Annotated in this window: 19 protein-coding genes; 8 read left to right on the forward strand and 11 right to left on the reverse strand. The window is 65.1% G+C overall.

Features of this window, described 5'->3' with window-relative positions:
- Positions 1 to 21: 21 nt before the first annotated feature.
- The 5 genes from L540_RS21965 to L540_RS07050 all read left to right on the forward strand — a co-directional run bounded on the left by L540_RS21965 (position 22) and on the right by L540_RS07050 (position 5,417).
- Positions 22 to 351 carry a hypothetical protein gene (locus L540_RS21965; protein WP_156430664.1) on the forward strand — a complete coding sequence of 110 codons (330 nt, stop codon included), beginning with the start codon at positions 22 to 24 and terminating at the stop codon, positions 349 to 351.
- Between the two features lie 179 nt (positions 352 to 530).
- Complete coding sequence (gene asnB / locus L540_RS07035) at positions 531 to 2,447, forward strand: asparagine synthase (glutamine-hydrolyzing) (protein WP_043207245.1); 1,917 nt, start codon at positions 531 to 533, stop codon at positions 2,445 to 2,447.
- Between the two features lie 9 nt (positions 2,448 to 2,456).
- Positions 2,457 to 3,398, forward strand: coding sequence for an NAD-dependent epimerase/dehydratase family protein (locus tag L540_RS07040; RefSeq protein ID WP_043207243.1), 942 nt, complete (start codon positions 2,457 to 2,459; stop codon positions 3,396 to 3,398).
- Between the two features lie 5 nt (positions 3,399 to 3,403).
- Complete coding sequence (locus tag L540_RS07045; protein WP_043207240.1) at positions 3,404 to 4,336, forward strand: NAD-dependent epimerase/dehydratase family protein; 933 nt, start codon at positions 3,404 to 3,406, stop codon at positions 4,334 to 4,336.
- A gap of 22 nt (positions 4,337 to 4,358) precedes the next feature.
- Positions 4,359 to 5,417, forward strand: coding sequence for an NAD-dependent epimerase/dehydratase family protein (locus tag L540_RS07050; RefSeq protein WP_043207238.1), 1,059 nt, complete (start codon positions 4,359 to 4,361; stop codon positions 5,415 to 5,417).
- Between the two features lie 32 nt (positions 5,418 to 5,449).
- On the opposite strand, the gene asnB (L540_RS07055) is transcribed toward L540_RS07050, so the two are convergent.
- On the reverse strand, positions 5,450 to 7,324 hold the full coding sequence (asnB, locus tag L540_RS07055; RefSeq protein WP_043207236.1) for an asparagine synthase (glutamine-hydrolyzing): 1,875 nt from the start codon (positions 7,322 to 7,324) through the stop codon (positions 5,450 to 5,452).
- A gap of 112 nt (positions 7,325 to 7,436) precedes the next feature.
- Here asnB (L540_RS07055) and L540_RS07060 point away from each other — a divergent pair, with 112 nt between their 5' ends.
- A complete protein-coding gene (locus tag L540_RS07060; RefSeq protein ID WP_231584749.1) occupies positions 7,437 to 8,483 on the forward strand; it encodes a glycosyltransferase family protein in 1,047 nt (348 codons plus the stop codon).
- The gene (locus L540_RS07065) at positions 8,473 to 9,693 is read left to right on the forward strand and encodes a glycosyltransferase (protein WP_043207232.1); all 1,221 of its coding nucleotides are present in this window, start codon (positions 8,473 to 8,475) and stop codon (positions 9,691 to 9,693) included. Before L540_RS07060 ends, L540_RS07065 begins: the two co-directional genes overlap by 11 nt.
- Before the next feature lie 11 nt (positions 9,694 to 9,704).
- Here the strand turns inward: L540_RS07065 and L540_RS07070 are convergent, their stop codons facing one another.
- The 10 genes from L540_RS07070 to L540_RS07115 all read right to left on the reverse strand — a co-directional run bounded on the left by L540_RS07070 (position 9,705) and on the right by L540_RS07115 (position 20,587).
- Positions 9,705 to 11,591 carry a polysaccharide biosynthesis protein gene (locus L540_RS07070; protein WP_043207229.1) on the reverse strand — a complete coding sequence of 629 codons (1,887 nt, stop codon included), beginning with the start codon at positions 11,589 to 11,591 and terminating at the stop codon, positions 9,705 to 9,707.
- Between the two features lie 148 nt (positions 11,592 to 11,739).
- Entirely contained in the window at positions 11,740 to 12,444 is a 705-nt protein-coding gene (locus tag L540_RS07075; RefSeq protein WP_043207227.1) for a lipid II flippase family protein, read from the reverse strand.
- A complete protein-coding gene (locus L540_RS07080; protein WP_231584750.1) occupies positions 12,441 to 13,580 on the reverse strand; it encodes a glycosyltransferase in 1,140 nt (379 codons plus the stop codon). The genes L540_RS07075 and L540_RS07080 overlap by 4 nt, the downstream gene beginning before the upstream one ends.
- Before the next feature lie 150 nt (positions 13,581 to 13,730).
- On the reverse strand, positions 13,731 to 14,324 hold the full coding sequence (locus L540_RS07085; RefSeq protein ID WP_043207225.1) for a sugar transferase: 594 nt from the start codon (positions 14,322 to 14,324) through the stop codon (positions 13,731 to 13,733).
- Positions 14,321 to 15,508 (reverse strand): DegT/DnrJ/EryC1/StrS family aminotransferase, encoded by a 1,188-nt coding sequence (locus L540_RS07090; protein ID WP_043207223.1) that lies wholly within the window; start codon positions 15,506 to 15,508, stop codon positions 14,321 to 14,323. Before L540_RS07090 ends, L540_RS07085 begins: the two co-directional genes overlap by 4 nt.
- Before the next feature lie 4 nt (positions 15,509 to 15,512).
- Positions 15,513 to 16,766, reverse strand: a complete 1,254-nt coding sequence (locus L540_RS07095; RefSeq protein WP_043207220.1) for a glycosyltransferase family 4 protein — start codon at positions 16,764 to 16,766, stop codon at positions 15,513 to 15,515.
- Between the two features lie 15 nt (positions 16,767 to 16,781).
- On the reverse strand, positions 16,782 to 17,864 hold the full coding sequence (gene wecB, locus L540_RS07100; protein ID WP_043207218.1) for a non-hydrolyzing UDP-N-acetylglucosamine 2-epimerase: 1,083 nt from the start codon (positions 17,862 to 17,864) through the stop codon (positions 16,782 to 16,784).
- Positions 17,861 to 18,955 (reverse strand): DegT/DnrJ/EryC1/StrS family aminotransferase, encoded by a 1,095-nt coding sequence (locus tag L540_RS07105; protein WP_043207216.1) that lies wholly within the window; start codon positions 18,953 to 18,955, stop codon positions 17,861 to 17,863. Before L540_RS07105 ends, wecB begins: the two co-directional genes overlap by 4 nt.
- 7 nt (positions 18,956 to 18,962) lie before the next feature.
- Entirely contained in the window at positions 18,963 to 19,532 is a 570-nt protein-coding gene (locus L540_RS07110) for an acyltransferase (RefSeq protein ID WP_043207213.1), read from the reverse strand.
- 8 nt (positions 19,533 to 19,540) lie between these two features.
- On the reverse strand, positions 19,541 to 20,587 hold the full coding sequence (locus L540_RS07115; protein ID WP_043207210.1) for a Gfo/Idh/MocA family protein: 1,047 nt from the start codon (positions 20,585 to 20,587) through the stop codon (positions 19,541 to 19,543).
- A 375-nt stretch (positions 20,588 to 20,962) separates the two neighbouring features.
- Here L540_RS07115 and L540_RS07120 point away from each other — a divergent pair, with 375 nt between their 5' ends.
- Positions 20,963 to 23,701 (forward strand): cation-transporting P-type ATPase, encoded by a 2,739-nt coding sequence (locus L540_RS07120; RefSeq protein ID WP_043207208.1) that lies wholly within the window; start codon positions 20,963 to 20,965, stop codon positions 23,699 to 23,701.
- Positions 23,702 to 23,730 lie beyond the last annotated feature (29 nt).

Below are 23,730 nucleotides of genomic sequence, written 5' to 3' on the forward strand. Positions count from 1 at the left end.
TTAGAAAGAAAGAGGGGGCGCATGAACATTTTTGCGCGTATCGACGAAATCGATGTGGAGGACGAGGTGTCCTGGGAAGGGACGTATCTTCCTGACCCTGGATATGGATTGGGCCGCGGATTTTGTCCTCGCGGATACCATCGATCTGCTGGCCGGTCTCCCCGCCATATGGTTCGTGACGCATTCGACCCCCCTGCTGGACTGCTTGCGCGCCGAGCCCGGCGCCGAACTCGGGATACATCCGAATTCAACCCGCTGCTGTTCACGGCCTTGGCGGCCGGCGACGCCGCAGTGTTCGTCAACGGCTGGGATAGCAGCCTGGGCATGGTGATCAGGCCCTTCTCGATGTGAGCCGCCAAATAGCGGTTTTTCGTTCAGTAGGAATGAATTGGAATTTTTTCGAATAATGCAAATCGGCCATCCCGGGTGGGGTGATTTCCCGGCCAGCCCCTTGGTACACTGACGCCTGCGACTGTGCGCTCAAGCAGAATCGGTACGCCGCTTACTACTCCATCCATGTAAAAGAAAATATGTGCGGAATTTTTGGTGCAATCTGGCGTGAGAATCGACCGGCAGGTCTGATCGAAAAGCATCTACAGCTCGGCGTGGAGCGGCAGCGCCACCGGGGACCGGACGGTCATGGCCTGTGGATACACCCGGGCGGCCGTTTGGGCTTGGCGCATGTCCGACTGTCTATTATCGACCTGAATACCGGCGCGCAGCCCATGCGCGGCGCCTCGGGCAATGTCATCACGTACAACGGCGAGGTTTACAACTACATTGAGCTGCGCAGGGAGATCGGTGAAGAGCTGTTTGAAACGACTTCCGACACCGAAGTCATCCTGCGCGCCTATGAAAAATGGGGGCCGGATTGTGTTCAGAAGCTGGAAGGCATGTTTGCCTTCGCGATCTGGGATGAGAAGCGCGGCCAGCTTTTTGTTGCGCGCGACCGTTTCGGCATCAAGCCTTTCTATTACGCGGTCAGCCAGGGTGGTTTCTACTTTGCTTCCGAGATCAAGGGCCTGACGCCCTTCTTGCCGGAGGTCAAGACCGATGTCAACGCGCTGCACGATTATTTTGCCTTCCAGTTCTGTCTGGGCGAGAAGACGCTGTTCGATGGTGTGCGGCAACTGAAGCCGGCTCATTGCGGCTATGTGGACCCCAGCCTTGGGCTGCAGCAGCGGCAGTACTGGGAGGTGCATTACAACCTGGATTGGGACCATACCGAGCGCTACTTCGTCGAACAGGTGCGCGAGTGTCTGCGTGATTCGGTCACCTTGCACATGCGCAGCGACGTTGAAGTGGGCGCCTATATCAGCGGCGGCGTGGATTCCAGCCTGGTCGCGGCGATGGCCAGGCAGGAGCGCAAGGGCGAGCGGTTCCAGGGCTTTACCGGCAAATTCTCGTTCAGCGAATCCTTTGACGAGTCGCGCTATGCGCAGGTTCTGGCTGATGAGCATGATATTCAACTGCACCAGGTCGATATCTCGGAGAACGATTTCGTCGACGACATCAGCAAGGTGATCTATCACCTGGACCAGCCCGTCGCCGGTCCCGGATCTTTCCCGCAGTATGAGGTGTCGCGGCTGGCCAAGAACCATGTCAAGGTCGTGCTGGGCGGGCAGGGCAGCGACGAGATGTTCGGCGGGTATGCCCGATACCTGATTGCCTATTGGGAGCAATGCATCAAGGGCGCGCTGGACGGCACGATGCACAATGGCAATTACATCGTGACCTACGAGTCCATCATTCCCAACCTGCGGACGCTGCGCAATTACAAGCCCTTGATCCAGGAGTTCATGGCCGAGGGTATCTTCGATACCCGGGACAAGCGCTACTACCGCCTGATCAATCGCTCGAACACCTTCGGGAATGTGGTCAATTGGGATATGTTCGCCAACAAGGCTTCTTCCTTTGACGATTTCAAGGAAATCTTCTGGGGCAAGAACGTCGGCCAGGAATCGTATTTCGATTCGATCACGCACTTCGATTTCAAGACGCTGCTGCCCGCCCTGCTGCAAGTGGAAGACAGGATGAGCATGGCGCATGGCATCGAGTCGCGCGTGCCTTTCCTGGATCACAAGCTCATCGAGCTGGTGGCCACCGTGCCTGCCAACATTAAGTTCCAGAACGGCGAACTCAAGCGCCTGCTGCGGCTGGCTTTCCAGGATACCTTGCCGCAGGCGATTCGCGAGCGCAAGGACAAGATGGGATTCCCGGTCCCCCTGCAGGTGTGGATGAAGCAGGGCGGCAAGGCGCGCGAGTTCATCCTTGATACCTTCCGTGGCGCGAACGCGCGCACGCGCGAGTATCTTGCGCCGGGTTTCGATATCGAGACGATGATGCAGCAAGAGGGTTTGTTCAGCCGCAATATCTGGGCATTCCTGAGCCTTGAACTGTGGCAGCAACAGTTCCACGACGTACATCAACAGACATTGAGCATTTGAGGCTGAGCCATGAAGAAGATCTTTATCACCGGTATTTGCGGCCAGATCGGGTCGCATATTGCCGAACTCCTGCTGGAACGCGGCGACCAGGTCGTGGGCATCGACAACTTCGCCACCGGGCGCCGCGAGCACCTGAAAGACCACCCGAACCTGACGTTCGTCGAGGGCACGATCGCCGACCACGCCCTGGTCAACAAGCTGATCAGCGACCTCAAGCCCGACGCCGTCGTGCATACGGCGGCTTCCTATAAGGATCCGGACGACTGGTACAACGACACGCTGACCAACTGCGTCGGCGGCTCCAACGTCGTTCAGGCTGCCAAGAAGAACAACGTCGGGCGTTTTGTCTACTTCCAGACCGCGCTGTGCTACGGTGTCAAGCCCATCCAGCAGCCGGTCCGTCTGGATCATCCGCGCAATCCGGCCAATAGCAGCTATGCCATTTCCAAGTCGGCCAATGAAGACTACCTGGAGTATTCGGGGCTGGATTTCGTCACTTTCCGCCTGGCCAATGTCGTGGGCCCGCGCAATGTGTCGGGTCCGCTGCCGATCTTCTTCCAGCGCCTGTCCGAAGGCAAGCGCTGCTTTGTGACCAAGGCCCGCCGCGACTTCGTGTTCGTCAAGGACCTGGCGCGCGCCACCGTCAAGGCGATCGATGGCGTGGGCCATGGGGCTTATCACTTTTCGTCGGGCACCGATGTGGCCATCAAGGAGCTCTACGACGCCGTGGTCGAGGCCATGCAGTTGCCTGCCTATCCGGAACCCGAGATCCGCGAACTGGGACCGGACGACGCGCCTTCCATCCTGCTCGACCCGTCCCGCACGGTCCAGGATTTCGGCAAGATCGAATTCACGCCCTTGAAGGAAACCGTGGCGGCCGCCGTTGCCTATTTCCGTGAGTACGGCGTGTCGGGGGGCTATACCCACCTGAAGATCAACGAGAACAAATAATCACCATGCGTATCCTCATCACTGGCGGCGCCGGCTGCCTGGGTTCCAATCTGATCGAGCACTGGCTGCCCAAAGGCCACGAGATTCTGGTCCTCGACAACTTCGCCACGGGTAAGCGCGAGGTGTTGCCGCCGGTGGCGGGGCTGACAGTGGTCGAAGGCTCGGTGGCCGACGCTACTTTGGTGGATCGCGTCTTTGACGAGTTCCAACCCTCGCATGTGGTGCACAGCGCCGCTGCGTACAAAGATCCATCGGACTGGGCGGAAGATGCCGCCACCAATGTGCGTGGTTCCATCAATGTGGCCAAGGCGGCCTCGCGGCTGGGGGTCAAGCGCTTGCTGAATTTCCAGACGGCCCTGTGCTATGGACGCCCGAAGCAAGTTCCCATCCCGGCTGATCATCCCACCGCGCCTTTCACCAGCTATGGGATTTCCAAGACGGCAGGCGAGGCCTATCTGTTCATGGGCGATGTCCCGGTCGTGTCGCTGCGCCTGGCAAACATCACGGGGCCGCGCCTGGCGATCGGTCCGATTCCGACGTTTTATAAGCGTCTGAAGGCGGGCCAGAAGTGCTTTTGCAGCGATACGGTGCGCGATTTCCTGGATATGTCGGATTTCCTGAGCATCGCGGAGCTGGCGTTGGAGGATGGACGTCCCACCGGCGTGTTCAATGTGTCCACCGGCGAGGGGCATTCGATCAAGGAAGTGTTTGATGTAGTCCTGGACTATGTCGGCGCCACCCTGGCCGAACCGGTGCCGGTGGTGCCGGCCGGCGCCGACGACGTCCAGAGCGTCGTGCTGGATCCGCGCGTCACGGAGCAGGCTTTCGGTTGGAGGGCCGCCGTGAATTTCAAAGACACCATCACGGGCCAGTTGGCCTGGTACGACAAGTATGGCGTGACGGACATCTTCAGCCATCTTTCCGCGCCCAAAGCCTGATTCAAGAGAATCCGTTTCAAATATGAATGCTTCCAAACTCGCCAAATCGAACGTTCTGGTCGTCGGTGGCGCCGGCTTTGTCGGCAGCAATCTGGTCAAGCGCCTGCTGGAACTGGACGCCAATCTTGTCCATGTGGTTGACAACCTGTTGTCCGCCGAGCGCATCAATGTGCCTGATCATCCGGCCGTGCGTTTCAGCCAGGCTTCGATCACGGACGATGCGCTGCTGGCCTCGCTGCAGGATGAATACGACTACGTCTTCCACCTGTCGACCTACCATGGTAACCAGAGTTCGATCCATGATCCGTTGGCCGATCATGAAAACAACACGCTGACGACGCTGAAGCTGTATGAGCGCATCAAAGGCTTCAAGCGTCTGAAGAAAGTGGTTTATTCGGCCGCGGGCTGCTCCATTGCGGAAAAGACTTTCGGCGATGCTACGGCCACCGAAGAGACCGATATTGTCTCGCTGCACAACAACGACAGCCCGTATTCGATGTCGAAGATCTTCGGCGAGTTCTATTCGGTCTATTACCACAAGCAGCACCAGTTGCCGACCGTGCGAGCGCGGTTCCAGAACGTCTATGGGCCGGGTGAGATCCTCGGTGCTGGTGAGTGGCGTGGCACGCCGGCTACGGTGTGGCGCAATGTCACGCCTACCTTTGTCTACAAGTCGCTCAAGGGTTTGCCCCTGCCGCTGGAAAACGGCGGCGTTGCCACACGTGATTTTATTTTCGTCACCGACGTGGCCAATGGCCTGATCGCGTGCGCGGCGGACGGCACGCCCGGCGGCGTCTACAACATTGCCAGCGGCAAGGAAACCAGCATTGCCGACCTGGCGGCCAAGATCAATGCGCTGACCGGGAACTCGACCGAACTGGATCGCCTGCCCAAGCGTCCCTGGGACAATTCGGGCAAGCGTTTCGGCAGCCCGGAAAAGGCCAAGCGTGAGCTGGGTTTCGAGGCCTCGGTGGATATCGACACCGGCCTGGAACGCACGGTCGCCTGGACACGTGACAACCTGGATCTGATCGAGAAGACCATGGCCAAGCACGCTTCCAAGCTGGCCGCTCTGGGCTGAACGTCCGGAACTGCCGTGCCGGTCCGGGCCGATCAGGCCTGGACCGCGCCGCAGGACATCCAGCGAGAGAAGTTCACCCAGCGCCAAACCTGCCAGGTGTAGGGCCTTGCGCCTTGCATCATGGCGTCGAACTCGCGCAAGACCTGTTCGCGGTCGATGAAGGCGACCTCTGGCCCGGCGACGATCCACTGCCGCAGTTCAGGGGCCAACGCCCGCAGCCAGGCCTGTTCGGGCGTGGCGAAGCCGATCTTGTCCTGGCGCTCCAGAATGGCCTGGGGGACGATGCCGCGCAGGCCTTCGCGCAGCAGCGTCTTGGTTTGCCCCCGCGCGGATACCAGGAACTGTTCCGGCAGGGACAGGAGGAAGTCCGCCAGGTCGGGCGTCAGGAAGGGCACGCGGCTTTCGATGCTGAAGCGCATGGCGTTGCGGTCGCCGTGCCGCAGCAAGGCGCCCAGGCCGTCGCCAGCCAAGGCACGCGCCTGGGCTTGCATCAGGCGCCGGCCGCGCGCGCCCTGGCGCTGGGCCGGCAGCGGAGGGCGGGCCTGGACGCCGGCTTCGGCCAGCAGCTGGCCGCGAAGCCAGGCGGGCCAGCGTGCGGCGCGCCGCCGCAGCGCTTCGCGTCCCCATTTACCGGACACGCTGGCCAGGCTTTGCGCCAGCAGGCGCAAGGGATGGCGTCCCAGGCGGGCCTGTTGGCCCGCATAGGCCAGCGCCCGCAGGGGATGGCCGCTTTCGAGCAGGCTGCTGAGCCTTTCGACGGGATAGCCGCTGTAGCCGGCCAGCAGTTCGTCGGCGCCCTGGCCTTCGAGGGTGACCACGATGCCGTGTTCGCGCGCCAACTGGAAGACGCGGTACTGCGCATAGATGCTGGTGCTGCCGAAGGGCTCGCCCTGGGCCGCGATGAGCTCGTCCAGGTCGCGTTCGAGGTCGGCCGTGTCGACGCGCACTTCGTGGGCCTGGGCACCGCAGTGCCGGTTGACCAGTTGCGCCCATTTTGCTTCGGACTGCGGGCCTTCGGCAATATAGCTGAAGGTATGCAGCGGCATGTCGGGCTCGAGGTGGCGCATCGCGCAGGTGATCGACGCCGAATCCAGTCCGCCGGACAGCGCCGCGCCAATCGGGACGTCGCTGCGCAGGTGCAGGCGGACGCTGTCGAGAAAGCGCTCGCGGAATTCGGCCGCGGCGTCCGCGAAGCTGCCACGCCATGTGGCGGCCGTGCGCGGCGTCCACCAGCGCGCGGGTTGGACGCCATCCTGTGCGTGATAGCGGATCAGGCAGCCCGGTTCGATTTGCGAGATGCCCTGGATAAAAGTGCGCTCGTCGCAGTCGTAACGGCCGTATGACAGATAGTCGCAGGCGCGCTGCCAGTCCAGGCGGCGCAGGCTGGGATCGAGGGCGCGCAAGGGGGCGATTTCGGAGCCGAACAGCAGCCGCCGCCCGTCCAGGCTGTAGTAGAGCGGCTTGATGCCGAAGGCGTCGCGGGCCAGTGTCAGACTGTCGTTGCGCGCGTCGTGCAACGCGAAGGCGAACATGCCTGTGAAACGGCGCAGGGCGGCTTGCTGCCATTGCCGCCAGGCGGCCAGCAGGACCTCGGTGTCCGTGTCGGTGCTGAAGCTGTGGCCCAGCCCGAGCAACTCCTGGCGCAGTTCGCGATAGTTATAGATTTCGCCATTGAAGACCACGCTGAGCGGTCCGCGGATCATGGGCTGATGACCGGCGGCGCTCAGGTCGATGATGGCAAGCCGGGTGTGGCCGAACCGCAGGTGGCCGGACGCGGTGGGTATTGTCGCGGTGCCGATATCGTCGGGACCCCGGTGCCGGATGAGCGGCAACGCGCGCGCCAGCGCGTCTTCGGCATCGCCGCGGGCTTGAGCATCGAATTGCCAGCTGCCAAGGATTCCACACATTTGTAATCGGGTTGCCAGGCGGTTCAGGGAGGGGCACGGGCCCGCAGCGCCCGATGGTATCATGGCATCGAATGCCGTCGTCCCCCCTCACGCCGCGATGAGAATTGCCTATTTGACGTTTGAGATTCCGGGCGACCGGTCCGGCGTGGCCAAGAAAATCGCCACGCAGGCCGATATTTGGCGGCGTCACGGCCATTGTGTCCGGCATTTTGTGCTGGACCGTGCCGGGAGCGCCGATTGGCCGGACGTCAGCTGTATCCTGCGCAGTGGGGCGCGCCCGCCGATATTGGCCGCGGCGCTGTCGGGCCGGTCGATCCGGCAGGCCTTGTCCCAATGGCGGCCCGATATTGTCTATCTGCGCCAGATACTGTGGTGGCCGGGGGCGGTCAGCGCTATCGGTGTTGCGCCGATGGTCATCGAGTACAACTCGATCGCTCGCAATGAATACCGGCGCAGCGCGCCGATCAAGTATCTGATTGAATGCATGAGCCGCAGGCGGTTTCCGCGCGCGGCCTCGGGCTTGGTCGCCGTGACCCAGGAACTGGCCGATGATGTGCCGGTCGTCGGCCATGCGCTGCGCACGGTGATCAGCAATGGCTATGATTTCGACCGCGTGGAGCCGCGCAGGCCGCCGTCCAATCAACGGGCGCAGCTGCTGCTGGTCGGCTCGCCCGGGCAGGATTGGCATGGCGTGGACAAGGTGGTGCGCTTGGCGGCCCTGCTGCCGGAATTTGATTTCCATGTGGTGGTGCCGGGCCAGGCGCAGCAAGGCCCGGCCAATATGCGTTTCCATGGCGGGTTGTATGGGGAGGAGCTGGCGCGGCGTTATGCGCAGACCGATGTGGCCCTGGGCACCCTGGCCTTGCATCGCAAGGGGATGCGGCAAGCCGCGCCCTTGAAGACGCGGGAGTATCTGGCTTATGGCCTGCCCGTCATCGCCGGCTATGAAGACGCCGACCTGCGGGGCGCGCCCTATTGGCTGGACATAGGCAACACGGAAAACAATGTAGAAGGCGCGGTGCAGGCCGTGAGGGATTTCGTGCGGCGGTGGCAAGGCCGGAGCCTGGATCGCGCCGATGCGCGGCGCCGCCTGGATTACGCGGTCAAGGAGGCCGAGAGGCTGGCTTTTTTTGAGCAGGTGCGCCGGCATGTCCACTAAAAAGCGCATCGCGCTGATCACCAACGGCTATCCGGACGCGGGCGCACGCGAGCGCAGCTTCATCCTGCCGGAGCTCAAGGCATTGGTGGCCTATGGCCACGAGGTGACGCTCATGCCGCTGCGGCCCTTGCGGCAGGCGGATCCGGCGCTGCCGGCTCAGGTGCATGTCGAGCAAGGGTTGGCGCGCTTGCACCGGCCATGGCAGCTGCCCTTGACCTTCGCCCACGCGCTGGGGAGCCGACAGTTCTGGGCCGAGGCCCGGCGTTGCATGCGGCATGGGCGCCCGACCCATTGGCTGCACTTCCTCAAGGAAAGCCTGCGGGCCAGCGCGGTGCTGCGCATGGCCGGGCGCTTGCAGCAGTTCGACATCATCTACACCTACTGGTTCAAGGGCGAGGCGACGGGAGCCGGCCTGCTGCGGCAAGCGAAGCCGATGCGCGTCACGCGCGCTCATGGCTACGATCTTTATGAAGAGCGTGCGAACAACCAGGGCTACATCCCTTACCGTCCCTTGACCCTGCCGCGGATGGACCTTGTGGTCTTGTTGTCGGAAGAGGCGCGTGCCTATCTGGAGGCGCGGTATCCGGGCGTCTGCCCGACGACCGTTGCGCTACCCCTGGGCGTTGAGAGCGGCATCCGCGTGAATCCGGCGCCGCCGGCCGGCGAGGTCCAGCTGGTGTCCTGTTCCTATCCGGCGGCGGTCAAGCGACTGGATCTCATTGCCGAAGTGGCCGCCGCCTTGGCGCGCCGCCTGCCGCAAGTCCAGGTGCGCTGGACCCACTATGGCGCGACGCGCGCGCAGGCGGCGCTGCCGGCGGCGGTTGCCGCGCCGGAAAATCTGGCAATGGTGTTCGCCGGCGAGACGGACAATGAGGCCATTCGCCGCCACTATGCGCAGACGCCGGTGAGTTTTTTTCTGAATATGAGCCTATCCGAAGGCCAGCCCGTGTCCATCATGGAGGCCATGGCTTTCGGCATTCCGGTGGTCGCCACCGCGGTCGGCGGGGTGCCGGAAATGCTGGCGCACGGCGGCGGGCTGAGCGTGCCGCCGCAGCCGGACGCGGGCGAGGTGGCGCAGCGCATGGCGCAGCTGCTGGACGATGGCCGCGCCTATGCGGCCATGCGCCAGGCCGCCCAAGACACGCAGCGGCGCTTTTTCAATACGGCGCTCAACCATCGCAGCCTGGCCGAGCTGCTGGCTTCGCTCTAGCCGGGCCCGCCTCACGCGGGGGCGCCGACGCAGCTGTTTTCCACCGGCGCGTATTCGCGCACGATCTGGCGCAGCAGCGTCACGATTTCGTGCACGTCGCCAGTCTGCAGAGCGCGGTCCAGCATGCGCAGCTGGCTCATCAGTGTCTCGTAGGGGATGTTGTATTCCGTGGCGCGCATGATGCGCGGGTGCAGGGTCTCTTGCGAGTTGTCGCCGATCAGCAGCTCTTCGTAGAGTTTTTCGCCGGGACGCAGGCCGGTGATGCGGATTTCGATATCGCCGTCGGGCTGTTCGGGGTTCTTGATGGTCAGGCCGTAGATGCGGATCATGCGTTCGGCCAGGTCCCGGATGCGCACTGGCTCGCCCATGTCGAGCACGAAGACCGAGCCGGATTCGCCCATGGCGCCGGCTTGCAGCACCAGCTGGGCGGCCTCGGGGATGGTCATGAAATAGCGGGTGATCTCGGGGTGGGTCAGGGTGATGGGGCCGCCGTCGAGGATCTGGCGCCGAAAGAGCGGCACCACGCTGCCTGAGCTGCCCAGCACGTTGCCGAAGCGGACCATGGAGAAGCGGGTGTGGTGCTGCACCTGGGCGTGGGCCTGGAGCACCAGTTCGGCCAGGCGCTTGGAAGCCCCCATGACATTGGTGGGGCGCACTGCCTTGTCGGTGGAGATGAGCACGAAGTCCTGTACGCCGGCCTGGATGGCGGTCTCGGCGATGCTGAGGGTGCCATAGGCATTGGTGCGTATGCCTTCGCCGACGTTCTGTTCGACGATGGGCACGTGCTTGTAGGCGGCCGCGTGATAGATGGTCTGCACGCCGTGCCGGCGCAATTGGGCCAGGCAGTGGTGAGCGTCGCGCACGGAGCCCAGCACGCCGACGATATCGATGCCGGGGTAGCGCAGGCGCAGGTCCTGTTCAATGGTGTAGAGCGCAGGTTCGGAGATTTCGAGCAGGACCAGTTTTCTGGGCTTGAGGGCCAGGATCTGGCGGCAGAGTTCGGAGCCTATCGAGCCGCCCGCGCCGGTGACCATGACGCTGCGTCCGGTGACGCATTGGCCGAGCAGTGCGCCGATCGGGGCCACGGGATCGCGGCCCAGGAGATCTTCGACCTGCACGTCGCGCAGCCGCACGCCGTTGGCCGGGTCGATGAGTTCGCGCATGCTGGGAACCAGGCGGATGCGCAGCCGGTAGGGCTCGGCGGCTTCGACGATGGCGCGGATCTGTGGCGGGGTGGCCGAGGGGATGGCGATGAGCAGCTGCCGCACGTTGTGGCGGTCGATCAGGCGCGAGAGCTGGTTGGGGTGATAGACGCGCAGGCCGGCCACCACCAGGCGGTGCTTGCGGCGATCGTCGTCAAGCATGGCGACCGGGCGGTAGTAGGGGCCGGCCCGCAGCGCAGCCGCCAGCTGGGAGCCGGCGCCGCCGGCGCCGTAGATCAGGACCGGGATGCGGGGGTCGGCCATGTGGTGGTCGGCCGGGAACAGCAGCTTGCGCGCGCATAGGCGCACGCCTATCAGGCCGACCAGCGCCAGCGCGGCGTAGATGATGAGCACGCCGCGCGACAGCGTGGACAACTGCAGGAAGGTATTGCTCGCGGTGACGACCATCACCGAGACGATGATGCCCCCCAGGATGGCCGCGACCACCCGTTCGCTCATGTAGCGCAGGATGTAGAAGTAGACGCCAAAGGCGGCCAGCGCGGCGATGCCGCCCGCACAGGCCACCAGCGACAGCAGAAGATACTGCCGGGTGACGAAGAACAGCTCGAAGCGCAGCCACAGGGCGCAATGGAAGGCGAGCAGCAGGATCACCGCGTCGAGCACGACGGCAAGCAGTTGCTTGACGGGCCGTGGCAGATCGACGAACAGGCGCCGGATGGGATACGGAAGAATCATCAGGGGGGCGGACCAAAAGGGGCGGTGATGCGGCAATTTTAGCGACTGCTCAGGGGGATAGGCGGCTGGGGCCGGTCCGGGCGCCAGGAAAGTCTGTCCGGTGCGGCCTGGCGTCTTCCGAGATGCCCGCCGGCGGCCGCGGCCTGCCTCATGCGAAACCGATGCAGACGCCCAGGAAAAGCAGCGGCGCCAGGATGCCGACGGCGATGAGTCGGCCGTTCAGCATGGCCTGGATGGCATGGTGGACGTCGCCAGCCGGACGGGCGTCGACGATGCTGGCGATGCGCGGCTCCAGGACAAAAGTGAGTAGGACGGTTGCCACACCGTTGACCATGCCGGAGAGTTGGGAAATCGTGCTGCGGTAGTCGTGAAAGACCAGCGCGAAGTAGTAGGCAAGCAGCACGCCCAGGCAATAGCAGAGAAAGACCGCCGCGGCCAGCAGGGTGATGCGGCGCGCGGGCACGGGGTGGCGCTGCATGAGCTGTGCGCGCACTTCGGCCAGGCCCAGGGCGGGCTGGCCCGCGCGCTGGCGCACGAAATTGGCCAGCAGGGCGATCCAGCGGTCGCGCAGGCTCCAGCCTAGCAGCGACAGCAGGGTGGCGCCCAGCAGCGCGCCCAGGCCCATGCTGATGTATTGCCGGGTGGGAATCTGCTTGTCGATCAGAAAGCCCAGCAGCGGCATGAGGGCCAGGTAGAAGAAGCGCGTGACCGTGATGGTCGCGTTCTGGATGGCGTAGCCGGTCACGGGCCTGCCGGCCAGGCGGCCGGCCACGCGCGCGTAGTAGCTGAGGTATTCGAGCAGGTGAATGATGGAATAGCTTGCGATCACCAGCCAGGCGAGCAGAGGCATCATGAGCGGATCTTGGACAGGGCGCGGTCATAGACGCCGAGCATGGCGTCCAGGCTGAGGTTCCAAGTGTAGCGGTCCAGCACGCGCTGGCGTCCGGCTTGCCCCAGGGCCTGGCGGCGGGCAGGGTCCAGCAGCAGTTCGGTCAGCCGCCGGGAGGCGGCCAGGTCGTCCTCGCGGGGGACGACAAAGCCGGTCTGGCCGTCGGCCACGATTTCCGCCGGGCCATCGGCGTCGGATACCAGGACGGGCAGGCCGCAGGCGCTGGCCTCCAGGATGGCCACGCCGAAGCTGTCCATGCGGCTGAGGGCCACGTAGACATCGAAGCCGCGCAAGACCTCGGGCACCGAATCATGGGGAATCTTGCCCATGAAGCGGGTCGAATCGGCGATGTCCAGCCTGGCGGCGAGGGCTTCGAGCGCGGCGCGCAGGCTGCCGTCGCCATAGATATGCAGCTCCAGCCTGGCCGCCAGCGCCGGATGGGTGGTCCGGAGCAGGGCGCGGGAGCGCGCATAGGTCTTGAGCAGGATGTCGATACCGTAGTGCGTCTCCAGGGCCTTGACCGTGCCGATGACGAGCGGGCCGTTCGCGGCCCGGGCGCCGGCCGGCGAGAAGGCCGATTCGTCGATGCCAAAGGGCGTGATATTGATCATGCCGCGGGTCAGCTTGGACATCTCGCGGCTCATGGCCTGGCTGGTGGCGCACAGCACGGTCGCGGCGTTGAGGTTGCGCTGCAGCAGGCGGCGGTGCCAGCTGCTGGCGCGCGGGAATTCATAGATGTCGCTGCCCCAGGCGGAGAGCACCATGGGGCGGCAGCCGGCGCGCCGGGCCAGCAGGCCATAGCCGGTGGCATAGTGCGCATTGGTCAGGTCGGGCTGGATGCGCCGCACCAGGCGGCGCAGCGCGCCGGTGGCCAGCGCGTAGCCCAATGGCCTGCCCCAAGGCAGACGGTGCAGGCGCACGCGCGGATCGTAGGCGCCTTCGGGGAAGGCCTCAAGCGCCGCCAGGTGGACGTCCAGGCCGCGTTGCGCGAGTCCGTTGGCCCAGCGGATGGTGTGGATGCTCTGGCCCGGGGCCAGCAGGAGAATGCAGATCGGCGAGGTGCCGGCCGAGGTGGCGCCGGTGGTACTGCGGGGCAACACGGTGGATCTTCCATCGGGCGGCGAATAGCCGGCCGCCCGCGATGCTGTAAAACGCGATCAGGCTATTGATGACCGTGCAGCGAAATTAACACAGGCAAGGCTTGCGGCCGCCTGCCGGTCAGTGGCCCTTATTTCAATAAATGACGGCGTTTAGCGGCCGATGCTGCAGATAGTGCGCAGGATGATGGCGATATCGCCGAAAAAGGACTGCTCCTGGACATAGGCTGCTTGGAGTCGGAGTTTTTCCGGAAGAATGGTTTCCCGGTACATTTTTTCCGGGTCTTGGGCCTTTCCGAGCAATTCGTTTTCGTTTCGAAAATGAATGGAGGCAGGGTCGGTGATGCCGGGCCGCACGGACAGCACGAGGCCGGCCACGTCGGACGGATACAAGGCCACATAGCGCGGCACTTCGGGGCGGGGGCCGACGAGGCTCATATTGCCCTGGAAGACATCGATCAGCTGGACCAGTTCATCGAGCTTCCAGCGCCGGATCAGCGCGCCGACGCGGGTGATGCGCGCGTCGGCGCCGATGGTGATCTGGCTGGCCTGGGCGGACTGCCGCTGCGTCATGCTGCGCAGCTTGTGGATGCGGAAGGGCTTGCCGTGGCGTCCGATGCGCTCCTGGCGGAAGAACACCGGCCCCGGGCTGTCCAGCTTGATGGCGATGGCCACCAGCAGGAGCAGCGGCGAGAGCAGCAGCAGCCCCAGGGCGGAACAGATCAGGTCGAATGCCCGCTTGATCATTGCGCGAGCAGTTCACGCACCGTGCGTATCACTTTGTCCACCTGCGCCTGGCTCATGCGCGAGTACAGCGGCAAGCTCACCATGGTTTCGAAGGCGGCCTGGGAGTGCGGGAACATGCCGGGGGTGAGCTGGTAGCGGTCGCGCCAATAGGGCTGCAGGTGCAGCGGCACGTAGTGCACGCTGCACCCTATGCCGTTCTCGGTCATGCGCACGATGAAATCGTCGCGCCGCAGCGGCGCCTGCGGCTGCAGGCGGATGACGTAGAGATGCCAGGCATGTTCGTCGTCGCCGCGATGGGGGCGGCTTTGCACGCCCGGGGTGCGGCCGGGACAGGGGGGCAGGACCAGGGGCAGGTCCGCGAAAGCCTGGTCATAGGCCGCGGCGATGGCGGCGCGGCGGTCGCGCATGGCCTGGACGCGGCGCAGCTGCACGCGGCCCATGGCCGCGGCCGTGTCGGTCAGGTTGTATTTGAAGCCGGGCGCCACGATTTCGTAGTACCAGGCGGGCTTGTTGGACGTGAAGCGGTCGAAGGCGTCGCGGTCTATGCCATGCAGGCGCATGACGCGGCAACGCTTGGCCAGCGCCGGGTCGCGCGTGACCACCATGCCGCCTTCGCCGGTGGCCAGCGTCTTGGTGGCATAGAAGCTGTAGACGGTGAGGTCGCTTTGCAGCGCGCCGATGCGCACGCCCTGCCAGCTAGCGGGCAGGGCGTGGGCGGCGTCTTCGATGACGCGCAGGCCGTGGCGGCGCGCGATGTCCAGGATGCTGTCCATGTCGCAGGACAGCCCGCCATAGTGGACCGGAATGATGGCCTTGGTGCGTGGAGTGATGGCGCGCTCGATGGCCGCCGGCGAGATGCACAGCGTGGCCGGGTCGATGTCGGCCAGGACGGGTTCGGCGCCCAGATAGCGCGCCACCTCGGCGCTGGCGGTGAAGGTGTGCGTGGTGGTTATGACTTCGTCGCCGGGCCCCACGCCTATCGCTTCCAGCGCCAGGTGCAGCCCGGCGGTGGCGGAGTTGACGGCGATGGCCTGCAGGTCATCGCCCAGGTAGGCGGCGAACTCCTGCTCGAAGGCCTTCGCGTTGGGGCCGGTGGTGAGCCAGCCCGAACGCATGGCGTCGGCCACGACCTGGATCTCTTCCTCGCCGATATCGGGCAGCGCAAAGGGTATGAAGTCGCTCATGGGTTCAGTGCTCGGTAGGGGCCGGCCGCGCAAGCACGGCGTCGATGAATTGCCGCGCCAGAACGGGATAGTCGTGATGGTCGAGGACGTATTGGCGGCCGCGCGCGCCCATCTGGCCGCGCTCGGCCGGCGGAGTATCGCGCAGCTGCAGGATGGCCTGGGCCAGGGCTTGCGGATCTTCGGCGGGCACCGAGAGGCCGCAGGCTGCCTCGCGCACGATGTCATTGCCGCTTTCGATCGCCTGGATCACGGGGCTTGCGGCCAGCATGTAGTCGAACAACTTATTGGGGCTGACGCCGAACGCGAACAGCGGACTGCGCCGCAGGCCGATATAGGCCGCGTCGACGTGCGTCATCACGGCCTGCACGGCCGGGCGCGGCACCGGGTCGGCGAAGACCACGCGGTCCAGGCCCAGTTCGCGGGCCTGGGCCCGCAGGGCCGCTTTGTCCGGCCCGCTGCCCAGCAGCACCAGGCCGACTGGCGCCTGGCGCAGCCGCGCCATGGCTTGCAGCAGCATGTCCAGGGCGTTGGCGTGACCATGAGTACCCGCATAGAGCACGACGAAATCGCAGCGTTCGCGCAGGGCCTCGATCTGGGCGCGGACGCGCTGGTAATCGGGGTTGTCGAAGTCGGGGGCGCTGTACTCGGCCACGGGCACGCCATTGGGGACGTGGGCATAGCGCGCCGGATCGAGTCCGCGGCCCTGCATATAGGGCAGGGCGCAGGGCAGCATGGAAACGGTGAGGTCGGCGTGCTTGTAGGCGTAGTCCTCGGCGTATTGCATGCTGGCGATCATCGGGTGCCAGGCGCCAAAGCCGCCCAACAGCCGGGGGGTCAGCGGCCAAAGATCGTGGACCTCGAAGACCAGCCGGGCGCGGGCGCGGCGCGCCAGGCGCGCCGCGGGCAGCACGTCATAGGGGTGCGTGGACGAGGCGATGACGATGTCGGGCCGCCAATTGCCCAGATCGTCGCTCAGGCGGTACAGGCGCGCGCTGAACTGCAGCATGTTGAGCAGGCGTTTGGCGCCATTGCCCTGGTAGGGCAGCGTGTCATACCAGAGGTATTCGATGCCTTCCATCGGCTCGCGCGTGAGCCGTCCGCGCGCTGGCGGCTGGTGGGCGCGGATATGCGATACCGTGGCCGCCGCGATCTTGACCTCATGTCCTGCCGCCACCCATTGCCGCCCGAAGTAGTAGGGGCGGAATTCCATGCCGTAGCGCGGCGAACCGGCATAGTGGTTGATCAGCAGGATGCGCATGATGGACAGCCCTGGTCAGGCCAGGGTGTCGGCGATCTTGCTCGCGGCCTGTCCGTCGCCGTAGGGTTGGACTTCCCGGGGCGTCTCGTCGAGCGCGCGCCGGGCGGCTTGCACGATGTCCTGCTCGCTGACGGGCGGGGCCAGGCGGTTCCAGCCCGCCTCGACCAGTTCGGTCCATTCGGTTTCGTCGCGCAGCGTCACGCAGGGCACGCGGTGAAAGAAAGCTTCTTTCTGCACGCCGCCGGAGTCCGTGGTGATCAGCGCGGCGTATTTTTCGAGCTGGACCATGTCGAGGTAGCCAACCGGCTCGATCAGGCGCACGCGGGCCGCCAGCGTGTCCAGCAGGCCCAGGCGCTGGAGGATGCCGCGGGTGCGCGGATGCAGCGGCCAGATCACCGGACGCTCGGCCGATAGCGTCATCAGCGCGTTGACGATGACGTTCAGGCGCTGGGGATCATCGGTGTTCTCGGCGCGATGGATGGTGGCCAGGATATAGCCGCCGGCGGTCAGGCCGAGGCGGGCCAGCACGCCGCCATCCTGGGTCACGCGGCGCCCGTGGTGCAGCGCCACGTCAAACATGACATCGCCCACCTGCACCACGCTGTCGCCTTGGATGCCTTCGGCGGCCAGGTGCCGGGTGGCGCTGTCGGTGGGCGTGAAGAGCCAGCGCGAGACGCGGTCGGTGAGGATGCGGTTGATTTCCTCGGGCATGCGCATATTGAAGGAGCGCAGGCCCGCTTCCACATGGGCGACCGGGATGTGCAGCTTGGCCGCGGCCAGCGCGCCGGCCAAGGTGGAATTGGTATCGCCGTAGACCAGCACGATGTCGGGCTGCTCTTCCTGCATGACGCGCTCCAGCGCGATCAGCATGCGTCCGGTCATGTCGCCATGGCCGCCGCCGTGGATATCGAGGTGGTGCTTGGGCGGCTGCATGCCCAATTCCTCGAAAAAGACATCCGACATATTGGCGTCGAAATGCTGGCCGGTGTGGACCACCACTTCATCGAGGCCCGGGTGGGCGGCGATGGCCGCCGATACCACGCTGGCCTTGATGAACTGGGGCCTGGCCCCCAGCACGGTGAGGATCTTCTTGCTCATTGGAGTGCTTGCTTGAGGGCGGCCACGATCTGGTCCTGGGTCGCCGCGTCAAGATCCGGGTGCATGGGCAGGCTCATGACCGTGGCGGCCAAGGCGTCCGACACCGGCGTGTCGCCGGCCGCGAAATGGGCATAGGCGGGCTGGGCATGGATGGGGCGCGGGTAGTGCACCGCCGTCGGGATGCCGGCGTCCTTGAGCTTGGCGATGACCTGTTCGCGATTGGGCACCATGACGGTGAACTGGGCCCAGACGCTGTCGCGGTCCGGGCGCACGGTCACCGTGCGGGCGCCCGCCGGCAGGTCGGCCAGCAGCTCCTGGTAGCGCGCGCCGATGCGCAGGCGCTCTTGGACTTCCCAGTCAAAGCGTTCCAGCTTGCCCAGCACGACGGCGCATTGCAGCGTGTCCATGCGGCCGCCCACGCCGATGCGGGTGTGATAGTAGCGGCCGGACTGGCCGTGCACGCGGATTTCGCGCATGGCCTGGGCCAGCGCGTCGTCATTGGTGAACAGCGCCCCGCCGTCGCCATAGCAGCCCAGGGGCTTGCTGGGGAAGAAGCTGGTGCAGCCGATGGTCGACAGATTGCAGCTCTTCTTACCCTTATAGGTGGCGCCAAAGCTTTGCGCGGCGTCCTCGATCACCGGGATGCCATGCTTGTCGGCAATGGCGTTGACCTCGTCCATGTCGCCGCACTGGCCGTAGAGCGACACGGGGATGATGGCCTTGGTTCGCGGCGTGATGCGCGCTTCGATATCGGCCGCCTTGATGTTGCAGGTGTCCGGTTCGACATCGACGAAGACCGGCACGGCGCCCAGCAGCGCGATGACTTCGGCGGTGGCAACGAAGGTGAAGGAGGTGGTGATCACTTCATCGCCGGCTTTCACGCCCAGCGACATCAGGGCGATGAGCAGCGCTTCGGTGCCGGACGCGACGGTGATGCAGTGCTTGGCTCCGGTGTAGGCCGACAGCGCCGTCTCCAGTTCCTTGACTTCGGGGCCCATGATGTATTGCCCGTGGTCGAGGACTTGCTGGATGCGCGTATTGATCGGATCGCGCAGGGCCTGGTATTGCTTCTTCAGGTCGATGAATTGCATAGCTGACTCAAGCCAATTGGCAGATGCCGTTTTTGAGGAGGTAGCGGTCGCCGGTGTGCGGGCAGGTGGTTTCGCCGTCGCCGGTCAGGGGCAGGTCGAGCTGTTCGCCGTGGCGGCTCATCCAGCCGATCTGCCGGGCGGGCACGCCCACCATGAGCGCGAAGTCGGGGACGTCCTTGTTGACCACCGCGCCGGCGCCGATGAAGGCATAGCGGCCGATGGTGGCGCCGCAGACGATGGTGCAATTCGCGCCCAGCGTGGCGCCCTGCTTGACCAGGGTGTCGCGGTATTCGTTCTTGCGTTCGATGGCCGCGCGCGGGTTGTAGACGTTGGTGAACACCATGCTCGGGCCGCAGAAGACGTCGTCTTCGATGAAGACGTTGTCGTAGACCGAGACGTTGTTCTGGATCTTGACGCGGTTGCCTATGCGCACGCGGTTGCCCACGAAGACGTTCTGGCCGAGCGAGCAGTTGTCGCCGATCTCGGCGCCGCCGCAGACATGGACCCAATGCCAGACGCGGGTACCTGGGCCGATGCGGGCGCCCTCGTCGACGATTGCGCTGGAATGAATGCTCATCGCGGGCCTCAGTCCAGGGGCAGGGGAACGCGCACGCCGTCGCGCGCCGAACGGTACATGGCGGTCAGCAGCGCCAGCGATTGCAGGCCTTCGCGCCCGTCGGTTTCTGGCTCGCATTCGCCGCGCAGGGTGCGGATGACGTTGTCGTAGTAGAGCGGATGGCCGAAACCGTAGACCGAGGTGGTCTCGTAGCTGGCTTCGCGCACCTTGTCGTCGTCCGGATGCGGTTCGGCGAATTTCCATTCGTCGATGCGATTGACCGCCACGCCGCCGACCCGGGCCGTGCCTTTCTCGCCCAGGATGGTGATGGAGCCTTCGAGATTCTGGGGATAGGTCAGCATCGTGACGTTGATGGAGCCCATGGCGCCATGGCGCCAGCGCAGGGCGGCCACGCCCGTGTCCTCGGCCTCGATGCGGCGGGCCAGGGTGGCGGTGTAGGAATAAACGCTCTCGACCGGGCCGATGAGCCAGTCCAGCAGGTCCACGTAGTGGCTGGCCTGGTTCATGAAGGCGCCGCCGTCCCATTCCCATTTGCCGCGCCAGCGCGCCGCGTCGTAGTACTCCTGCGGACGGGTCCAGAACACATTGACCGTCACCATGTAGATGCGGCCGAAGCGGTTTTCCTGGACGGCGCGCTTGAGCAATTGCAGGGTGGCGTTGCGGCGGTTCTGCTTGACCACGAAGAGGCGGACGCCGGCGTCGTCGCAGGCCTTGACCATGCGCTTGCCGTCTTCCCAGCGGGTGGCCATGGGCTTTTCGCTCACGACGTGGCGGCCAGCCTGGGCGACTTCGATCGCCTGCCAGGGGTGCAGGCCGGAGGGCGTGGCGAGGATGACGGCATCGGCGGTGCTGTTGGCCAGCAGTTCCGTGAGCGAGGCATAGGGCTTGGCGCCCGTTGCGTCGGCGGCTGCCTTCAGGGCTGCCGGATCGATGTCGCACACTTCCACCAGTTCGGCGCGATCATTGTGTTGGGCGATGGCGGCGATGTGGTTCTTGGAAATTCGCCCACAGCCTACTAAGGCAAAACGGATTTTGCGATCGGAAATAGGGGTCATTTTTGTGCGAGTTGGCGCGCGTTGATTGTTGTAGGTTTAATCCGGCGCATCATTGCTGAGATATTGCACGGAATAGCGCTGAATATTACCGTGAATCCAGCGATTGTCCCAAGGATTGAGGCCTTTTTCCTACGAATGGGCCCGCCGTGGAAAGGCGAATGTTGCGCAAGTGATATCAATATCGCGCGCGATCGAAGCTGGAAGCTCGATCAGATTATTCCGCGCCAATGAGACCTATTGTTATTAGCTGTGTCTATTTTTTGTTTTTTTGAAGGTTTTGCCCGGGAGCAAAAAGCCGTGCTGACATCGTCGGTATCATAGAGACGAGTTCGCCCCGGGGGCGGCTTTCTCCATTCAAGAGGTGTCAGATATCCAATGACCGACCGTCGCGATGGTTCCGAATCCCAGCCCGTCCTGCCTTGGCATAGCTTGTCGCCGCGGGCGGCCGAAGAAGCATTGCAGGCCCGGCCTGGCGGCCTGACCAGCGACGAAGCCGCCGCCCGACTAGCCGAGTTCGGCCCCAACCGCCTGGCCCAGGCGCGCCGGCGCGGCGTTCTGATGCGTTTCCTGCATCAGTTCCACAACATCCTGCTCTACGTCATGATGGGCGCGGCCGTCGTGACGGCCGTGCTGGGTCACTGGATAGACACCTGCGTGCTGTTTGCCGCCGTGGTCATCAACGCCGTGATCGGCTTTGTGCAGGAGGGCAAGGCCGAAAGCGCGCTGGACGCCATCCGCGCCATGCTGTCGCCCCGGGCGGTGGTGGTGCGCGACGGCCTGCGCCAGGAGATCGATGCCGCCGACCTGGTGCCGGGCGACCAGGTCATCCTGGTGTCCGGCGACCGTGTGCCGGCCGACCTGCGGCTGGTCGAGGTCAAGGAGCTGCGCCTGGACGAGGCGGCCCTGACCGGGGAGTCGCTGCCGGTGGAGAAACAGCTCGCGCCGGTGGCCGAGGACGCGCCCCTGGGCGACCGTTATGGCATGGCGTATTCCGGCACGGTGGTGGTCTTTGGCCAGGCCCGGGGCCTGGTGGTGGCCACGGGCATGCAGACCGAGCTGGGGCGGATCAACCAGTTGCTGGCCGGCATCGACAATATGACCACGCCGCTGTTGCGGCAGGTGGACCATTTCGGCCGTGTGCTGGCCCTGGTCATCCTGGCCATGTCGGCCTTGCTGTTTGCCGTCGGGGTCTGGTGGCTGGGCCATCCGCCGGCGGAGATGTTCATGATGGTGGTCGCCCTGGCCGCTTCGGCCATTCCCGAGGGCCTGCCCGCCATCATGACGGTGACGCTGGCCCTGGGCGTGCAGCGCATGGCCCGGCGCAAGGCCATCGTGCGCCGTCTGCCGGCGGTCGAGGCCCTGGGCTCGGTGACCGTCATCTGTTCCGACAAGACCGGCACGCTCACGCGCAATGAGATGACGGTGCAGCGGGTGGTCTGCGCCAGCCTGTGCGTCGATGTCCAGGGCGTGGGCTATGCGCCCGAGGGCTATTGCGAAGTCGATGCGCGCCGCATCGATCCCGCCGCCTATCCCGCGCTCGCCCTGAGCGTGCGCGCGGGGGTGCTTTGCAATGACGCGGTCCTGCGCCAGGACGAGGGGCAGTGGCGGGTGGAGGGGGATCCCACCGAGGGCGCCTTGCTGGTGCTGGGCGAGAAGGCGGGTTTCTCCGCCCAGGCCGGCCGCCAGGACTGGCCGCGCCTGGATGTGATCCCTTTTGAGTCCGAGCACCGCTTCATGGCGACGTTTCATGAGCCCGTGCCGGGCGAACCTTGGATCTTCGTGAAGGGAGCGCCCGAGCGGGTGCTGGAAATGTGCCGGGCCCAGATGGGCCTGGACGGCGTGGAGCAGGCCCTGGATGTCGATTACTGGCGCCGCATGGCCACCGACACGGCCGCCAAGGGCCTGCGCCTGCTGGCGCTGGCCTGCAAGCGGGCGCGCCCGGCCGGCGCGCAGCTGGCGTTTGCCGACACGGAGTCGGATTTCCTGCTGCTGGCCCTGGTGGGCATGATGGATCCGCCGCGCGGCGAGGCGATTGCCGCCGTGGCCGATTGCCACCGCGCCGGCATCCAGGTCAAGATGATCACCGGCGATCATGCCGAGACCGCGCGCGCCATCGGCGCGCAGCTCGCTATCGGGGTGGGCAGGCCGGTGGTCACGGGCTCGGAGGTGGCGCTGATGGACGATCGCGCGCTGCGCGAGATGGTGATGAGCGTGGAGGTGTTCGCGCGCGCCAGCCCCGAGCACAAGCTGCGGCTGGTGCAGGCCATGCAGTCGCAGGGCCAGGTGGTGTCCATGACCGGCGACGGCGTCAACGATGCGCCGGCGCTCAAGCGCGCGGATGTGGGCGTGGCCATGGGCAACAAGGGCACGGAGGCCGCCAAGGAGGCTTCCGACATGGTGTTGGCCGATGACAACTTCGCCACCATCGCCGCCGCCGTGCGCGAGGGGCGGGCCGTCTATGACAACCTGAAGAAGTTCGTGCTTTTCATGCTGCCCACCAATGGCGGCGAAGCGCTGCTGGTGATCGCGGCCATCCTGTTCCAGCTGACGCTGCCGCTGACGCCGGCGCAGGTGCTGTGGATCAATCTGGTGACGTCCAGCACCCTGGGCCTGGCCCTGGCTTTCGAGCCGGCCGAGCCCGGCATCATGCGCCAGCGGCCGCGCCCGCCCGGGTCTCCCTTGCTTTCGGGCTTTTTCATCTGGCGGGTCTTCTTTGTGTCCGTGCTGATGATGGCCGGCGCCTTGGGCTTGTTTCTGTGGGAGCTGAACGACGGCGTGGACATCGAGCGGGCGCGCACGATGGCGGTCAATGCCGTGGTCATGGCCGAGATGTTCTATCTCATCAACAGCCGCCATATCTTCGATTCGGTGCTCAGTCGCGAAGGCTTGTTCGGCAACCGCTATGTCTGGCTGGCCATCGGCGCTTGCATGCTGCTGCAGCTGATGTATACCTATACGCCTTTCATGCATGCGGTGTTCGGCTCGGCGCCCCTGGGCAGGCGAGAATGGCTGGATGTCATAGGCGCCGGCCTGCTGGTTTTCCTGGGAGCCGAGCTCGAAAAGGCCGTGATCCGCCATACGCCGCTGGGCCGGCGCCTGCGCGGCGAAAAATGAAGGCTGGTTGAAAGCGGCCGCGAGCTACA

The organism is Bordetella pseudohinzii (assembly GCF_000657795.2).
Taxonomy (GTDB): Bacteria; Pseudomonadota; Gammaproteobacteria; order Burkholderiales; family Burkholderiaceae_B; genus Bordetella; species Bordetella pseudohinzii.

Coding starts and splice junctions, on each gene's coding strand:
- asnB (WP_043207236.1), bottom strand. CDS start 7,324: ATGTGTGGAATCCTTGGCAGCTGGCAATTCGATGCTCAAGCCCGCGGC.
- L540_RS07065 (WP_043207232.1), top strand. CDS start 8,473: ATGTCCACTAAAAAGCGCATCGCGCTGATCACCAACGGCTATCCGGAC.
- asnB (WP_043207245.1), top strand. CDS start 531: ATGTGCGGAATTTTTGGTGCAATCTGGCGTGAGAATCGACCGGCAGGT.
- L540_RS07050 (WP_043207238.1), top strand. CDS start 4,359: ATGAATGCTTCCAAACTCGCCAAATCGAACGTTCTGGTCGTCGGTGGC.
- L540_RS07075 (WP_043207227.1), bottom strand. CDS start 12,444: ATGATGCCTCTGCTCGCCTGGCTGGTGATCGCAAGCTATTCCATCATT.
- wecB (WP_043207218.1), bottom strand. CDS start 17,864: ATGAGCAAGAAGATCCTCACCGTGCTGGGGGCCAGGCCCCAGTTCATC.
- L540_RS07115 (WP_043207210.1), bottom strand. CDS start 20,587: ATGACCCCTATTTCCGATCGCAAAATCCGTTTTGCCTTAGTAGGCTGT.
- L540_RS07110 (WP_043207213.1), bottom strand. CDS start 19,532: ATGAGCATTCATTCCAGCGCAATCGTCGACGAGGGCGCCCGCATCGGC.
- L540_RS07090 (WP_043207223.1), bottom strand. CDS start 15,508: ATGAGCGACTTCATACCCTTTGCGCTGCCCGATATCGGCGAGGAAGAG.
- L540_RS21965 (WP_156430664.1), top strand. CDS start 22: ATGAACATTTTTGCGCGTATCGACGAAATCGATGTGGAGGACGAGGTG.
- L540_RS07105 (WP_043207216.1), bottom strand. CDS start 18,955: ATGCAATTCATCGACCTGAAGAAGCAATACCAGGCCCTGCGCGATCCG.
- L540_RS07070 (WP_043207229.1), bottom strand. CDS start 11,591: ATGATTCTTCCGTATCCCATCCGGCGCCTGTTCGTCGATCTGCCACGG.
- L540_RS07040 (WP_043207243.1), top strand. CDS start 2,457: ATGAAGAAGATCTTTATCACCGGTATTTGCGGCCAGATCGGGTCGCAT.
- L540_RS07120 (WP_043207208.1), top strand. CDS start 20,963: ATGACCGACCGTCGCGATGGTTCCGAATCCCAGCCCGTCCTGCCTTGG.
- L540_RS07095 (WP_043207220.1), bottom strand. CDS start 16,766: ATGCGCATCCTGCTGATCAACCACTATGCCGGTTCGCCGCGCTACGGC.
- L540_RS07045 (WP_043207240.1), top strand. CDS start 3,404: ATGCGTATCCTCATCACTGGCGGCGCCGGCTGCCTGGGTTCCAATCTG.
- L540_RS07085 (WP_043207225.1), bottom strand. CDS start 14,324: ATGATCAAGCGGGCATTCGACCTGATCTGTTCCGCCCTGGGGCTGCTG.